Origin of the sequence: Duganella aceris, assembly GCF_011090165.1 — a bacterium.
Lineage (GTDB): Bacteria > Pseudomonadota > Gammaproteobacteria > Burkholderiales > Burkholderiaceae_D > Rugamonas > Rugamonas aceris.
Genome location: NZ_JAADJT010000010.1, coordinates 135,832 through 151,285 on the forward strand (window position 1 = coordinate 135,832; position 15,454 = coordinate 151,285).

Consider the following 15,454-nt stretch of genomic DNA (forward strand, 5'->3'; position numbering starts at 1 on the left):
TGGTTTGATCTATTAGATTTGTGTCAATGATATGCCGAATTTGGTATCATTGCGAGTGCCACTTATTGATAAACACTAGAACCACTTTCATGTCACCCGCCTCCGATCTGCTTGGCCACGCGCTGGCGCAAGCCGATTTCCATCCCCGTCTGCCGCAGCAACGCCGCTTGTACGAAGCCGCCAAGGCAGCGATCCATCGACAGCAGCTCGGCGCCGGCAGCAAGCTGCCGTCCAGCCGCGATCTGGCGCGCGACCTGCGCATATCGCGCAATACGGTGATCGCCGCGTTCGAGCAGTTGGCGGCGGAAGGGTATGTCAGCAGTACGCTGGGCAGCGGGACTTATGTGGCCGATCTTCAGGCGCACAGCGCGCGCATGCGCGGGTCCGGCGCGACGCCACGCGTTGGCCATCCGCCGCCGCGCGCGGGCTCGCGCACAGGCGAACGGCCCGCCGACCTTTCGCGGCGCGGGCAGGAACTGACCAGCTACGCGGCCGGTCCGCGCTTCGAGATCCAGCCGTTCGCCGGTGAGGCGGACTTCTCGTCGTTCCCGTTCAAGCTGTGGCAGCGGCTGCAAAACCGCGTCTGGCGCGAGGCGCCCGAAGCGCTGCTGGACTACGGCCAGTCCGGCGGCCACCTGCCGCTGCGCCAGGCCATCACCGAATACCTGCGCATGTCGCGCTCCGTCAAGGTCGAGGTCGAGCAGGTGATGATCACCGCCGGCACCCAGCAGTCGCTTGACCTGTGCGCGCAACTGCTGGCCGACGCCGGCGATACCGCCTGGATCGAAGACCCCTGCTACTGGGGCGCGCGCCGCGCGTTCCAGGCGCGCGAACTGAAACTGCGCCCGATCGCGGTCGACGGCGACGGCATGGCGCTCGACGCCGCCGACCTGGCCACCAGGCCGCGCCTGATCTACGTGACGCCATCGCACCAGTATCCGACCGGCGCCGTGATGAGCCTCGCACGCCGCCGCGAACTGCTCGACGTCGCCGTGCACAAGGACGCCTGGATACTGGAGGACGACTACGACAGTGAGTTCCGCTACACCGGCCGTCCGCTGGCCGCATTGCAGGGCCTGGACCACGACGACCGCGTGCTCTACATGGGCACCTTCTCCAAGGTGATCTACCCCGGCATCAAGGTCGGCTACCTGGTGGTGCCGCCGGCGTTGATCGACGCCTTCAAGAGCGCGCTGTACGACCTGCAACGGCCCGGCCAGCTGATGGTGCAGGCGGCGCTGGCGGACTTCATCGGGCTGGGCCACTTCACCACCCACATCCGCAAGATCCGCCAGATCTACGGCGCACGGCGCGAGCTGCTGCGCCGCACGCTGGAGCAGCGTCTGGACGGCCAGCCGGTGAGCATCTCGCGCGAGGAATCCGGCCTGCACCTGGTGCTGGAGCTACCGGACGACGTCGACGACGTCGCGCTGGAACAACGCGCCGCCGACGCGGGCATCCAGGTCAAGGCGCTGTCGGCTTACTTTCTGAAGCCGCCGGTGCGTCGCGGCCTGCTGGTCGGCTACGCTTACTGCACGCTCGAGAAGATCGCCGAATGCGCCCCGCTGCTGGCGGCCATCATCATATCGGGAGTGGACGCTTGAAGACCATGCCGTGGCGCGACTTCATCGCGCTGGTGGCCAGCATCGGCGTCGTCGGCCTCGGGCTGGGCGCGACCATCCCATTGACCGCGCTGACGCTGCACCAGCGCGGCGTCGGCACCGACATCATCGGCATCATCACCGCCGTCAGCGCCTTCGGCATCCTGGCGGCGGCGCCCTTCGTCTCGCGCTGGGTGGCCGGCCACGGTCCGCGCGGCTGCATGATAGGCGCCATCGTCGCCGGCGGCTTGTCCACCGCGCTGATGGAGGCCACCGACAACCTGCTGTTGTGGGGCCTGCTGCGCTTTGTGTTCGGCGCCTGCATGGGCGTGCTGTTCACCATCGGCGAGGCCTGGGTCAACCGCCTGGCGCCGGTCAATTCGCGCGGGCGCGTGGTGGCGATGTACACCACCAGCTTCACGCTCTTTCAGTTGATCGGCCCCGCGCTGGTGGCGGGCGTCGCCAACCGGATCGCGCTGCCGTTCGCCTCCTGCGGTGCGCTATTCCTGCTCGCGCTACCCGGCATGCTGCTGATCAGCGACGCCGGCCACGGCGCCGACGACGAAGCGCACGTGGCCTGGCAACGCATCCTGCCGCGCATGTGGATGATCGCCATCGGCGCAGCGTTCTTCGCGCTGTTCGATACGCTGGCGCTAAGCCTGTTGCCGCTGTACGCGATGCGGCAAGGGATCGTCACCGAACTGGCGCTGCTGTCGGCGACGGTGGTCCTGGTTGGCGACACGGCGCTGCAATTCGCCTTCGGCTGGCTGGCGGATCACCTGGGGCGACGCCGCGTGCACGTCGGCTGCGGCATCGCGGTCTGCGTGCTGCTGCCGGCGCTGCCCTTCGCCGCCGGCACGCCGTGGCTATGGTGGACGCTGCTGCTGATGCTGGGCGCGACGGCGGGCGCGATCTACATGCTGTCGCTGGTGGCGTGCGGTGAGCGCTTCAAGGGCCAGTCGCTGGTCGCCGCCAGCGCGGTGGTCAATGCCAGCTGGGGCATCACCAGCGCCGGCGGGCCTTTGCTGACGGGCGTTCTCATGCAAACGGCCGGCATCAATGCGCTGCCGGCCGTGTTGTGGTGCGGCGCGGCGATCTTCATCGCCAGCGCGTGGTGGGAATATAAGCGGGGCTAGCCCTTGGCCGCAGCGGCAACCTGCTTCTGGCGCAGCCGCTCGGCGCGCGCGATGTACAGGCTCGATGCGATCACACCGATCGACACCACCAGGATGGTCAACGCCGCCACCGCGTTGACGCGCGGGTCCAGGCCCAGGCGCGCGCGCGAGAAGATCACGATCGGCATCGTCGACGAGCCGGGACCGGACAGGAAGGCCGACAACACCACGTCGTCCAGCGACAGGGTGAACGTCAGCAGCCACGCGGAACCCAGCGCCTGCTTGATGTTCGGCAGCGTCACCAGGAAGAACACCTGGTACGGCTTGCATCCCAGGTCCATCGCCGCTTCCTCCAGCGACTTGTCCATCTCCTGGAGGCGCGACTGCACCACCACCGCCGCGTAGGCCATGCCCAGCAGCGTGTGGCCGAGCCAGATCGTCATCAGGCCGCGCTCAGGGAAGCCGAACAGCTTCTGCACCGACACCAGCATCAGCAGCAGCGACAGACCGATGATCACCTCCGGCATCACCAGCGGTGCGCTGACCATGCCGGCGAACAGCGTGCGGCCGCTGAAGCGCTGGTAGCGATGCAGCACGAAGGCGGCGAAGGTGCCCAGCGTGACCGAAGCGAAGGCCGTCAACAGCGCGATGCGCAGCGACAGGCCGAAGCCGCTGATGATCTCCGAGTCGTTCATCAGCTCCGCGTACCACTGCGTGGAGAAACCGCTCCACACCATGTCCTGACGCGAGCTGTTAAACGAGAACACCACCAGCACGATGATGGGCAGGTAAAGGAACAGATAGCCCAGCGACAGCCAGCCGCGCCCGAACCAGCGCTGTACGAAATTGCTCATGACCGTGCCTCCTGGTCCGCCTTGTATTTATTGAAGATCGCCATCGGCACCAGGATCAGCATGATCACCACCACCGTCACCGACGACGCCAGCGGCCAGTCGTTATTGGTGAAGAATTCATCCCACAGCTGGCGGCCGATCATCAGCGTTTCCGGACCGCCCAGCAGTTCCGGGATCACGTACTCGCCCACCGCCGGAATGAACACCAGCATGGTGCCGGCGATGATGCCGGACTTCGACAGCGGCACGGTGATGCGCCAGAACGCCTGCAACGGCGTGGCGCCCAGGTCGGCGGCGGCTTCGAGGAAGCGCACGTCCATCTTCACCAGATTGGCGTACAGCGGCAGGATCATGAACGGCAGGTAGGCGTAGACCATGCCGATGATCAGCGAGAACTGGGTGTTCATCAGATGTAGCGGCTCGCTGATCGCGCCGACGCCGATCAGGAAGCTGTTCAGGATGCCGTGATTGGCCAGGATGCCTTTCCATGCGTAGATGCGCAGCAGGAAGGAGGTCCAGAACGGCATCATCACCAGCATCAGCAGCACCGGCCGCATAGTCGGCTTGGCGCGCGCCATGAAGTAGGCGAACGGGTAGCCGATGATCAGGCACAGCGCCGCCGTGACCGCGGCGAATTTCAGCGAGTTCAGATACGTCACCGCGTACAGCTCATCTTCCGCGATGAACAGGTAGTTGGAGATCTTGACCTTCAGCGTGACCACGCCGTCCACCAGCGTCATCAGGGTGCCGAACGGGTTGCCACCGTTGTCCGCCTCGGTGAAGCTGATGCGCAGCACGATCAGGAACGGCACCAGGAAGGCGAAGGCCAGCCACACGAACGGCACGGCGATCACGACGCGGCGGCCGGTGATCCATCGCAGTGTCAGTAAATTTTTTACAAAGTTCATGCCCGCTCCGCCTTAGCTGGTCAGCACGACGACGTCGGCGCCGTCCCACCAGGCGAAGACGCGCTGGTCGCGCTTCAGCGCCGAGTCGTCATGGCGCGCCGCGTTGGTGCGCGTGACCTTCAGCACCATGCCGCTGTCGAGCCGCACGTGGTAGCTGGTCTCGTTGCCGAAGTAGGCCAGCGCGGTGACCACGCCCTGCACGCAGTTGTAGCCATGCTCACCGGCGACGGCGCGCTGTTCCAGCGTCGGCGCCTCGGCTTGCAGCGCGATTTTTTCCGGCCGCACCGCCACCGACACCGGCATGCCCATCGTGCCGGTGATGCCGTGGGTGACGTAGTGCCGGCCCTCCGGCGTATCGACGATGACGTGGTCCGGCTCGTCGACCGCCACGCTGCCGTTGAACAGATTGACGCTGCCGATGAAGTCCGCGACGAAGCGGCAGTTCGGCGTCTCGTAGATCTCGCCCGGCGCGCCGACCTGCAGGATGCGGCCTTCGCTCATCACCGCGATGCGGGTCGCCATGCTCATCGCCTCGTCCTGGTCGTGGGTCACCATCACGCAGGTCACGCCGACCTCCTCGATGATGCTGACCAGCTCCATCTGGGTGCGCTCGCGCAGCTTCTTGTCCAGGGCGCCCAGCGGCTCGTCCAGCAGCAGCAACTGCGGCCGCTTTGCCAGGCTGCGCGCCAGCGCCACGCGCTGCTGCTGGCCGCCGGACAGCTGGTGCGGCTTACGTTTGCCGTAGGCGCCCAACTGCACCAGCGCCAGCATCTGCTCGACGCGCGTCGCGATTTCTTCCTTCGGCAGGCCGTCGCGGCGCAGGCCGAAGGCGATGTTGTCCCATACCGACAGGTGCGGGAACAGCGCGTACGACTGGAACATCATATTGATCGGGCGCTGGTGCGGCGGCACATTGACGATATCCTTGCCGCCCAGCGTGATCGCGCCCTGGGTCGGCGTCTCGAAGCCGGCCAGCATCCGCAGCAGCGTCGACTTGCCGCAGCCGGAACTGCCAAGCAGCGCGAAGATCTCACCCTTGTTGATCCCCACCGAGACATCGTTGACGGCGCGGACGCCGTCGAATTCCTTAATCAGGTTGCGGATCAACAGAAAGGGTTCAGCAGCGCGCTCTATGGTCATGTTATTAAAATGTAAAAAGATATTTTCACGAACCCGTGATTATAAATGCAGCGGGGATCAAACATGCAGCAACAGGTGTTCCCGCTCCCACGGGCTGATGACCGTCATGAACTCCTGGTGCTCCAGCTCCTTGATCGCGGTGTAGACGTCGATGAAGCGCTCGCCCAGCACAGCGCGCAGCCGGTCCTCGCTGCGCAACATCTCCAGCGCCTGCGGCAGTCCTTGCGGCAGTTCGAAACTATGGTCGTAGGCGCTGCCGCCGATCATCGGCGTCGGCTCCAGCTGATCGATCATGCCGAGGTAGCCGCATGCCAGCGTCACCGCCATCGCCAGATACGGATTGGCGTCGGCGCCGATGATGCGGTTCTCGACCCGGCGCTGCTCGACCCCGGAGATCGGGATGCGGAAGCCCACGGTGCGGTTGTCCATGCCCCACTGGATGTTGATCGGCGCCGCCGTGTGACGCACGATGCGGCGATACGAGTTCACGTACGGCGCCACGATCGCCATCGCCGCCGGCGTGTAGCGTTGCAGGCCGCCGATGTAGTGCTTGAAGATGGCCGACGGCGAGCCGTCCGGCGCGCTGAAGATGTTGTGCCCCGTGACCGCGTCGCTCACGCTCTGGTGGATATGCATCGCCGATCCCGGCTCACCCGCCATCGGCTTGGCCATGAAGGTGGCGTACATGCCGTGCTTGAGCGCCGCCTCGCGCAAGGTGCGCTTGAAGTAGAACACGTTGTCGGCCAATGCCAGCGCGTCGCCGTGCTGGAAGTTGAGGCCCATCTGGCCGGCGCCGGTTTCGTGGATCAGCGTATCGACGTCGAGATTCATCAGCGCGCAGTAGTCGTAGATGTCCTCGAACAGCGGATCGAATTCGTTGACCGCGTCGATGCTGTAGACCTGGCGGCTGGTCTCGGCGCGGCCGCTGCGGCCCACCGGCGCTTTCAGCGGCAGATCGGGATCGATGTTCTTCTCGGTCAGGTAGAACTCCAGTTCCGGGCCCACCACCGGCTTCCAGCCGCGATCCGCATACAGCTTGAGCACGCGCCGCAGCACCGAGCGTGGCGCGTAATCGACCAGGGTGCCGTCGGCGAAGTAGCAATCGTGGATCACCTGCGCGGTCGGGTCCATCGCCCAGGGCACGGTGGTGATGCTACCGGGGTCCGCGCGCAGGATCATGTCGCGGTCGGTGTTGGAGATGGCGCGGTCGTAGGCCACGTTCTCGGTCGGGTAGTTGCCGGTGACGGTCATGCCCAGCACCGCCTCGGGGATGCGCATGCCGCGCTCCTTGGTGAATTTGGCGCGAGGCAGGATCTTCCCGCGCGCCACGCCCGTCAAGTCGGGCACCAGACATTCGATTTCAGTGACCCGGTTCTCGTTGAGCCACAGGTCCATATCGGCGTCGGAGAAGTTTTCACGGATAGACATGTTCGCTCTCTTTTTTCATGATCAAGCGATCGACGGTCTAATTTACCATATCTACAACCTTGCTTCCTCCGCCTCGGCACGGGTTTGCACCAATATTTTCTTGATCTCGGGGACGCAGGAACCGCAATTGCCGCCGGCTTTCAGGCAGGCCGTCACTTCCGGCACGGTCTTCAAGTCCTTCTCGACGATGGCTTGGCAGATCGTATTGCGTCCCACGCCGAAGCAGGAACACACGGTCGGCCCGGTGTCGGCGCCCTTCTCCACCGGCATGCCGACCAGCAGGCCGACGCGGTCGATTTCGCTCAGCTGATCCTTGACGAACAGGCTGGCCAGCCAGGCGCGCGGCGGCATGTCCTGGCGCGGCGACAGGAACAAACATTGTTCGATGCGGTCGTTCACCACATGCACGGCGCGGTACACGCCGGCGCTGCGGTCTTCGTATTCGAGCCAATCGGCTTCGGGATCGCGCACGGCCAGCAGCCCGCGCGCCCAGCCGCTGAAATCGTCGATGGTGTTGCGACCGGCCAGTTCGTAGCGCGCGAACTGGCGCCCCTGGACGCGGGTCCAATGCGCCACGCTGTCGAGATCCAGTTCGTCGCGGCTGAGGATGAAGCCGTGCCAGTTGACGCGGAACTGCTCGATGCGCACCGGCGTGTGCTTGAACTCCGGCTCGCCGGACACCGGATCGACCACCGGATTGACCAGCGCGCCCACGCGCGCGTCCGACGAGGTCTGGCCCGACCAGTGGATCGGCACGAAGATGCTGCCGCGCGGGATGCCGCCACCGTGCTGTACCCGCGCCACCATTGCGCCCCAGGCGGAGCTGACGCGCGCCAGTTCGCCTTCGCGCACGCCGTGCAGCAACGCGTCCTGCGGGTGCATGTCGACGAAGGACTCGGCGATGTGATCCGCCAGCGTGGCGGATTTTCCGGTGCGCGTCATGGTGTGCCACTGGTCGCGCACGCGACCGGTATTGAGTGATAGCGGATATTCCTCGCTGACGGCGTGCATCGGCGCGCGCGGCGCGGTGGCGATGAACCGCGCCTTGCCGTCCGCATGCGCGAACACATGGTCCTTGAACAGGCGCGCCTCGACTTGCAGTTCGCCGGCGGCGGTGCGGCGCACCGGCCACTGGATCGGCTCCAGGTCGTCGTACTCGCGATTGTCGAGGCCACCCAGGCCGGACATGTCGAACGCGCGCGGCACATCGCCGTGGGCGTTGCGGAAGCCGCTCAGGCGCGCGTGTTCGTCGAAGACTTCGCCGGCGCCGCCGAAGTCGAAGCCGCCGTAGCCCATGCGCTGTGCGAACAGCGAAATGATCTTCCAGTCCGGCAGCGCCTCGCCCGGTGCGGCCAGGAAGGCGCGCTGGCGCGAGATACGGCGCTCGGAGTTGGTGACGGTGCCGTCCTTCTCGCCCCAGCCCAGCGCCGGCAGCAGCACATCGGCGTAGGCGTTGGTGTCGGTGTTTTGCATGATATCGCTGGCGACCACCAGGTCGCACTTCTCCAGCGCGCGGCGCGCCTGGTCGGCGTCCGGCAGGCTGACGATGGGATTGGTGGCGATCACCCACACCGCCTTGACCTTGCCGTCCTCGATCGCCTTGAACAGATCGACCGCCTTCAGGCCCGGCTTGTCGGCGATCGCCGGCGAGTCCCAAAAGGTCTGCACCACATCGCGATGGTCGGCGCGTTCCAGGTCCATGTGCGCGGCCAGCATGTTGGCCAGACCGCCCACTTCACGACCGCCCATGGCGTTCGGCTGGCCGGTGATCGAGAACGGCCCCATGCCGGGCTTGCCGATCCGGCCGCCGATCAGGTGGCAGTTGATGATGGCGTTGACCTTGTCGGTGCCGGCTGACGACTGGTTCACGCCCATCGAATACGCGGTGATGGTCTTGCGTGTGGCGGCGAAGGCTTCGTAGAACTCCATCAGCACCGCCAGTTCGATGCGGCAGATCTTCGCCACGGCAGCCGGATCGCTGCAATCGACGTTGGCGGTGGCCAGCGCGGCGTCGAAGCCGTTGGTGTGCTGCGCGATGAAGCGTGGATCAACCGCGCCGATGCGCGCCAGATAGCTCAGCAAGCCGTTGAACAGCCAGACATCGGTGCCCGCCTTGACCGGCAGGTGCAGGTCGGCCAGCTCGCAGGTCGCGGTGCGGCGCGGGTCGATCACTACCAGTTTCATCTCGGGCCGCGCCTCCTTCGCCTTCAGGATGCGCTGGAACAGGATGGGATGGCACCACGCGGTGTTGGAACCGACCAGCACCACCATGTCGGCCAATTCCAGGTCGTCGTAGCACAGCGGCACCAGGTCTTCGCCGAAGGCGCGCTTGTAGCCCGCCACCGCCGACGACATGCACAGCCGCGAATTGGTGTCGATGTTGGCGCTGCCGATGTAGCCCTTCATCAGCTTGTTGGCGACGTAGTAGTCCTCAGTCAGCAGCTGGCCCGAGACGTATAGCGCCACCGCGTCCGGCCCGTGTTCGTCGATGATGGCGCGCCAGCCGTCGGCCACCTTGTCCAGCGCCTCGTCCCATGACACCCGGCGCAGGCCACCGGCGTCGCGCAGCTGCGGATACAGCAGGCGGCCGTCGAGGCCCACCGTTTCCCCCAGCGCGGAACCCTTGACGCACAGGCGCCCCTTGTTGGCGGGATGAAGCTTGTCGCCGGCGATGGCGATCACGCCGTCGGCCAGGGGTGTGGCCTGCACGCCGCAGCCGACGCCGCAATAGGCGCAGGTGGTGCGTACTGCGAGATGGTCGGTGGACAGGTTCAAGATGCTTGCTCGCTAAAATCAGGCGACGCGCGCGGACAGCGCCTCGCCGAACAACAGGTTTTGCCGGATCGGCGCGATGTCGGTGCGGTTCTGGATCAAGCCAAAGTACCACGGCCCGTCCTTGACGTCACCATACAGCACGGCGCCGGTGACGCGATTATCCTTCAGCACCAGCCGCTTGTAGACGCCGCGCCGCGCGTCGCGCAGCACCAGGTCTTCGCTGCCCTCGCCGCCGATGAAGTCCCCGACCGAATACAGGTCGACGCCGGTGACCTTCAGCCGCGTCGGCGAGGTTTGCTGCACGTAGCGGCGCACGCCGGCGCCGGCGAGGTGGGCGCCGCAGACGCGCGCCTGGTCCCAGATCGGTGCCACCAGGCCGAAGGTGGCGCTGCGGTGCTGCACGCACTCGCCCACCGCGTAGACGCGCGGATCGTAGGTTTGCAGTGTGTCGTCGACGACGATGGCGCGCTCGCAATGCAGGCCGGCGGATTTCGCCAGCTCGATGTTCGGGCGCACGCCGGCGGTCATCACCACCAGGTCAGCCGGGATGGTCGCGCCATCCTTGAAGCGCACGGCCGTGACGCGCTCCGGGCCGACGATTTCCTCGGTCTGCGCGTTCATCATGAAGGTCAGGCCCTTGGCCTCCAGCGCTTTTTGCAGCAACAGCGCGGCCGGCTTGTCGAGCTGCTGGTTCATCAGGGCGTCGCCGACGTGCACCACCGTCACCGACATGCCCTGGCGTTGCAGGCCATTGGCCGCTTCCAGCCCAAGCAGTCCGCCGCCGATGACCACCGCGTGACGGTGATTGCGCGCCATCGCCAGCATGGTTTCCACGTCCTGGATATCGCGGAAGGCCAGCACATTGTGCAGCTGGTGGCCCGGCACCGGAATGATGAAAGGCTTGGAGCCGGTGGCGATCAGCAGGCGGTCGTAATGCACCTCCAGGCCGGAGCGGGCGCGCACAATGCGCTTGCGGCGGTCGATATGCTCGACCGGATCACCGGCATGCAGCGTGATGCCATGCTGGACGTACCACTCGCGGGTATTGAGCATGATGTCTTCCATGCTCTTCTCGCCCGCCAGCACCGGCGACAGCAGGATGCGATTGTAGTTACCGTGCGGCTCGGCGCCGAACACGGTGATGTCGTACATGTCCGGCGCCAGCTTGTGCAGCTCCTCGACCGTGCGCATGCCGGCCATGCCGTTGCCGATCACGACCAGCGACGGTTTCATAGGCCGACCCAGACCTTGCCGTCCTCGATGCGCGCCGGATAGGTGCCCACCGAATGCTCCGGCGCTTCCAGGCACTCGCCCGTCTGCAGGTCGAAGTGCTGCTTGTAGATCGGCGAGGCCACCACGATGCGCTCCCCGACGCTGCCCACCAGCCCGCGCGACAGCACCGCCGCTTCGGAATTCGGGTCGTAGTTATCGATGGCGAACACGCGGCTGCCGCCGTCGTCCACATGGAACACCGCGACCTGCACATCGTTCAGCAAGGCGCAGACGCCGGTGTTGGGCACGATGTCGTCCAGGTCGCAGACGGCGATCCATTTATCGGTTTGAATATCGCGATGCATATCTGCTCCTCAAACTACTGCAATAGGAATCACGCGCTTGCGCTCTTCGATGGTGGCCGGGCGGATCTGGCCGCGCTCTTCCATGAACAGCACGTTCTCATCGGCCTTGTCGCTGTTGACGAAGGTGCGGAAGCGCTTGCGCGTCTCCGGATTCTCGACCGCCTCCTTCCACTCGCACGCGTAGGTGTCGACCACGTGCTGCATGTCCGCTTCCAGCTCGGCGGCGATGCCCAGCTTGTCCTTCACCACCACCTGCTTCAGGTAATCCAGGCCGCCTTCCAGGTTCTCGCGCCAGGTGCTGGTACGTTGCAGGCGGTCGCCGGTTCGGCTGTAGAACATCAGGAAGCGGTCGATGTACTTGACCAGCGTTTCTTTGTCCAATTCCGTCGCCAGCAGTTCGGCGTGACGCGGCTTCATGCCGCCGTTGCCGCAGACGTACAGGTTCCAGCCCTTGTCGGTGGCGATGATGCCGACGTCCTTGCCTTGCGCCTCGGCGCACTCGCGGGTGCAGCCGGAGACGCCGAACTTGATCTTGTGCGGCGTGCGCAGGCCCTTGTAGCGGTTCTCCAGTTCGATGGCAAGTCCGATCGAGTCATCGACGCCGTAACGGCACCAGGTCGAGCCGACGCAGGACTTCACGGTGCGCAGCGACTTGCCGTAGGCGTGGCCGGATTCGAAGCCGGCGGCGATCAGCTCTTCCCAGATCAGCGGTAGCTGATCGACGCGCGCGCCGAACAGATCGACCCGCGCACCGCCTGTGATCTTGGTGTACAGCTTGTACTTCTTGGCCACCATGCCGACCGCGATCAGGCCGTCGGCGGTGACTTCGCCGCCCGGCATGCGCGGCACCACCGAGTAGGTGCCGTCCTTCTGGATGTTACCGAGGAAGTAGTCGTTGGTATCCTGCAGGCTGGCGTGCTCCTTCTTCAGCACGAAATCGTTCCATACGTTGGCCAGGATGTTGGCGGCCAGCGGTTTGCACACGTCGCAACCGAGACCCTTGCCGTGCTTGTGCAGCAGATCGCCGAAGCTCTTGATCTGGCCTACTTTGACGAGGTGGAAAATCTCCTGACGCGAATAGGCGAAGTGTTCGCAGACATGGTTGTTGACTTCCATGCCGTGCTTCTTCATCTCGGCCTTCATGATCTGCGTCACCAGCGGCACGCAGCCGCCGCACGAGGTGCCGGCGCCGGTGCAGCTTTTCAGTTCGCCGATGGTGGTCATGCCGCCGGCCACCGCCGCGCACAGCGCGCCTTTGGAGACGTCGTTGCAAGAACAGATCTGCGCGCCATCCGGCAGCGCGTCGACGCCCAACGCAGGCTTCGCGGCGCCGTCGGACTGCGGCAGGATCAGGAACTCCGGCGATTCCGGCAGCTCGATTTTGTTCAGCATCATTTGCAGCAGCGTGCCATATTCGGCGGCGTCGCCCACCATGACGCCGCCCAGCAGGTATTTGCCGCAGTCGGAAACCACGATCTTCTTGTAGATCTGTTTGCGTTCGTCGGTGAACTGGTAGGAGCGGCTGCCGGCGACGTTGCCGTGCGGGTCGCCGATGCTGGCCACGTCCACGCCCATCAGTTTCAGCTTGGTGCTCATGTCGGCGCCGGCGAATTCCGCCGCCTCGCCCAACATGTGCTTGGCCGCGACGCGCGCCATCTCGTAGCCCGGCGCCACCAGGCCGAAGATCAAGCCGCCCCACAGCGCGCACTCGCCAATGGCGTAGACGTCCGGGTCCGAGGTGACGCAGTTGTTATTGATTTCAATGCCGCCGCGCGGGCCGATGGTCAGGCCGCTCTCGCGCGCCAGCATGTCGCGCGGGCGGATGCCGGCCGAGAACACGATCATGTCGGCATCCAGGTGGCCGCCGTCGGCGAACTGCATGCGGTGCGTGCCGTCTTCGCCGTCGATGATGGCGGTGGTGTTTTTTCCGGTGTGGACGGTGACGCCCAGTTCTTCGATCTTCCGGCGCAGCACGCGCGCGCCGCCGTCGTCGACCTGCACCGCCATCAGGCGCGGCGAGAACTCGACCACGTGAGTGTCCAGTTTCATGTCGCGCAGCGCCTTGGCGCATTCGAGGCCCAGCAGGCCGCCGCCGATCACCACACCGGTCTTCGAGCGGTTGCCGCATTCGAGCATCGCTTCCAGGTCTTCGATGGTGCGGTAGACGAAGCAGTCCTTGCGCTCCTTGCCCGGCAGCGGCGGCACGAAGGGATACGAGCCGGTGGCGATCACCAGCTTGTCGTAGGCCAGCACATTGCCGTCGGCGATGGTGACCGTCTTCGCCTTCAGGTCGATGTTGGTGGCGCGGGTGTTCAGGCGCAGCACCATATCGTCGCGTTCGAAGAAGCCGGGCTTCACCAGCGTCAGGTCGTCGGCCGATTTACCGGAGAAGAACTCGGACAAGTGCACGCGGTCGTAGGCCGGGCGCGGCTCCTCGCACAGGACCGTGACCTGCAGGTTGGCGGCGCCGCTGTTGGCCAGGCTTTCGAGGAATTTGTGGCCGACCATGCCGTGGCCGATGACGATGATTTTCATGATGCGTATTCCTTTAGGCTGCCAGTTTGGTGGCGATTGCGGATTCTTCGACGGCGCTACTGCCGAAGCGCGCGGCCAGCGCGCACAGGGCGGAGATGGCGACCAGGATGCCGAGGATGCTCAGCGTCTGTTGCGTATTGCCGGTGCCTTTCATCAGGAAGCCGGCGGCCACCGCGCCGACATTGCCGCCGGCGCCGATGATGCCGGCCACGCCGCCCAGTGCGCGCTTGTCGATGAACGGGACCACGGCGTAGGTGGCGCCGCATGCCATGTGGGTGAACAGGCCGAAGAACAGCATCGCGGCGATCGCCAGCATCGCGCTGCCGGCATGGGCGAACATCAGCAGGCCGGCGCCTTCGCCGAGCATCAGCACGAACAGCAGCGTAACGCGGTTATTCAGGTTGCCGCCGGCGGCGAATTTGTCCGATGCCCAGCCGCCCAGCGCGCGGGCGAACAGCGCCAGCAAGCCGAAGCTGCCGGCGGCCATGCCGGCCTGGCCCAGCGTCAGGTGGAACTGGTCGACGTAGTAGATGGCGGCGATGTTGTGGATGAAGATCTCGATGCCGAAGCAGGCGCCGTAGGTGATGAACAGCAGCCATACGCGGTAGTTGGTGGCGGCCAGCTTGAAGCTCTCCCAACCGCCTTTCTTGCCGCCTCCGTCGATGGCGATGCCGGCGGCGCGCAGTTCGCTGAAATTCCCTTGCGGGCAGTCCTGCGTGTAGCGGTAGTAGACGCCGGCCATGACGATCATCAGCACGCCCGGCACGATCAGCGCGGCGCGCCAGCCGAAGGTTTCGCTCACACCCAGCATGACCATGGCGGTCATCAGCAGCGGCATCACGGCTTGCGCCACGCCGCCGCCGGCGTTGCCCCAGCCTGCGGCGGCGGCGTTGGCGGTGCCGACCACTTTGGGCGCGAACATCACCGAGGTATGGTACTGCGTGATGACGAAGCTGGCGCCGGCGGCGCCGATGCCGAGGCGGAAGAACAGGAAGCTCTCGTAGCTCTGCGCGAAGGCGACGCCTATTACTGGGATGGAGCCCAGCAGCAGCAAGCCGGTGTAGGTTTTGCGCGGGCCGAAGTGGTCGCACAGCGGACCGACCACCAGCCGCACGAGGATCGTGATGGCGACGGCGGCGATGTTGATGTTGGCGATCTGCGCGACGCTGAGGCCAAATTCGCCTTTAATCACCGGCATCAGCGGCGCGCAGGCGAACCAGGCGAAGAAGCAGACGAAGAACGCCATCCAGGTCAGGTGGAACGCGCGCATCTGCGGCGTTGAGATCGAAAAGAGCTTGATGCTGTTAGCTTTGCTGGCCATTGTTTATCCCGTTCAGAAAACAAAAAGGCGTCCGCACAACCAAGGTCTCAAAAGACCGGGTTGGGCGGACGCCGTTGTCCTGCCAGTCCGTCTTTGGACCAGCGTATAAATTCGTTTCGGGGGAATCGCCGTTGACTCCTTATCCTCTGTAGTGCAAGAGCCGTGCCAGAGCGGCCAGCATCGCGCCACAGAGGGAGATT

The 15,454-nt window shown here is 65.3% G+C and carries 11 protein-coding genes; 2 read left to right on the forward strand and 9 right to left on the reverse strand.

Translation table 11 applies throughout. The annotated features are described in order from the left end of the window. The first annotated feature begins 89 nt into the window (after nucleotides 1–89). Together pdxR and GW587_RS21590 are read left to right on the forward strand one after the other, a co-directional pair. Nucleotides 90–1,604: a MocR-like pyridoxine biosynthesis transcription factor PdxR gene (pdxR, locus tag GW587_RS21585; protein WP_166106667.1), complete on the forward strand. Its 1,515-nt coding sequence runs from the start codon at nucleotides 90–92 to the stop codon at nucleotides 1,602–1,604. Continuing rightward, a complete protein-coding gene (locus tag GW587_RS21590; RefSeq protein WP_166106668.1) occupies nucleotides 1,601–2,737 on the forward strand; it encodes an MFS transporter in 1,137 nt (378 codons plus the stop codon). Before pdxR ends, GW587_RS21590 begins: the two co-directional genes overlap by 4 nt. Here the strand turns inward: GW587_RS21590 and GW587_RS21595 are convergent. From GW587_RS21595 to GW587_RS21635, 9 genes are read right to left on the reverse strand one after another with little or no spacing between them, the layout of a single operon-like run. Beyond that, the gene (locus tag GW587_RS21595) at nucleotides 2,734–3,570 is read right to left on the reverse strand and encodes an ABC transporter permease (RefSeq protein ID WP_166106669.1); all 837 of its coding nucleotides are present in this window, start codon (nucleotides 3,568–3,570) and stop codon (nucleotides 2,734–2,736) included. The two genes, GW587_RS21590 and GW587_RS21595, sit on opposite strands and share 4 nt — an antisense overlap. Then, complete coding sequence (locus GW587_RS21600; RefSeq protein ID WP_166106670.1) at nucleotides 3,567–4,478, reverse strand: ABC transporter permease subunit; 912 nt, start codon at nucleotides 4,476–4,478, stop codon at nucleotides 3,567–3,569. The genes GW587_RS21595 and GW587_RS21600 overlap by 4 nt, the downstream gene beginning before the upstream one ends. Nucleotides 4,479–4,490: 12 nt before the next feature. Beyond that, nucleotides 4,491–5,618 (reverse strand): ABC transporter ATP-binding protein, encoded by a 1,128-nt coding sequence (locus GW587_RS21605; RefSeq protein ID WP_166106671.1) that lies wholly within the window; start codon nucleotides 5,616–5,618, stop codon nucleotides 4,491–4,493. 57 nt (nucleotides 5,619–5,675) lie between these two features. Continuing rightward, on the reverse strand, nucleotides 5,676–7,046 hold the full coding sequence (locus tag GW587_RS21610; RefSeq protein ID WP_166106672.1) for a glutamine synthetase family protein: 1,371 nt from the start codon (nucleotides 7,044–7,046) through the stop codon (nucleotides 5,676–5,678). Between the two features lie 51 nt (nucleotides 7,047–7,097). After that, on the reverse strand, nucleotides 7,098–9,821 hold the full coding sequence (locus tag GW587_RS21615) for a nitrate reductase (RefSeq protein ID WP_166106673.1): 2,724 nt from the start codon (nucleotides 9,819–9,821) through the stop codon (nucleotides 7,098–7,100). An 18-nt stretch (nucleotides 9,822–9,839) separates the two neighbouring features. After that, nucleotides 9,840–11,054, reverse strand: a complete 1,215-nt coding sequence (locus GW587_RS21620) for an NAD(P)/FAD-dependent oxidoreductase (RefSeq protein WP_166106674.1) — start codon at nucleotides 11,052–11,054, stop codon at nucleotides 9,840–9,842. Continuing rightward, nucleotides 11,051–11,398, reverse strand: coding sequence for a nitrite reductase small subunit NirD (gene nirD / locus GW587_RS21625; protein ID WP_166106675.1), 348 nt, complete (start codon nucleotides 11,396–11,398; stop codon nucleotides 11,051–11,053). Before nirD ends, GW587_RS21620 begins: the two co-directional genes overlap by 4 nt. A gap of 9 nt (nucleotides 11,399–11,407) precedes the next feature. After that, nucleotides 11,408–13,933: a nitrite reductase large subunit NirB gene (gene nirB / locus GW587_RS21630; protein WP_166106676.1), complete on the reverse strand. Its 2,526-nt coding sequence runs from the start codon at nucleotides 13,931–13,933 to the stop codon at nucleotides 11,408–11,410. Nucleotides 13,934–13,946: 13 nt separating this feature from the next. Next, nucleotides 13,947–15,254 carry an MFS transporter gene (locus GW587_RS21635; RefSeq protein WP_166106677.1) on the reverse strand — a complete coding sequence of 436 codons (1,308 nt, stop codon included), beginning with the start codon at nucleotides 15,252–15,254 and terminating at the stop codon, nucleotides 13,947–13,949. Nucleotides 15,255–15,454 lie beyond the last annotated feature (200 nt).

Bases quoted from the DNA above. Each gene is read 5' to 3' on its own strand.
- GW587_RS21600 (WP_166106670.1), bottom strand. From the start codon at position 4,478: ATGAACTTTGTAAAAAATTTACTGACACTGCGATGGATCACCGGCCGC.
- nirB (WP_166106676.1), bottom strand. From the start codon at position 13,933: ATGAAAATCATCGTCATCGGCCACGGCATGGTCGGCCACAAATTCCTC.
- nirD (WP_166106675.1), bottom strand. From the start codon at position 11,398: ATGCATCGCGATATTCAAACCGATAAATGGATCGCCGTCTGCGACCTG.
- pdxR (WP_166106667.1), top strand. From the start codon at position 90: ATGTCACCCGCCTCCGATCTGCTTGGCCACGCGCTGGCGCAAGCCGAT.
- GW587_RS21620 (WP_166106674.1), bottom strand. From the start codon at position 11,054: ATGAAACCGTCGCTGGTCGTGATCGGCAACGGCATGGCCGGCATGCGC.
- GW587_RS21610 (WP_166106672.1), bottom strand. From the start codon at position 7,046: ATGTCTATCCGTGAAAACTTCTCCGACGCCGATATGGACCTGTGGCTC.
- GW587_RS21635 (WP_166106677.1), bottom strand. From the start codon at position 15,254: ATGGCCAGCAAAGCTAACAGCATCAAGCTCTTTTCGATCTCAACGCCG.
- GW587_RS21605 (WP_166106671.1), bottom strand. From the start codon at position 5,618: ATGACCATAGAGCGCGCTGCTGAACCCTTTCTGTTGATCCGCAACCTG.
- GW587_RS21595 (WP_166106669.1), bottom strand. From the start codon at position 3,570: ATGAGCAATTTCGTACAGCGCTGGTTCGGGCGCGGCTGGCTGTCGCTG.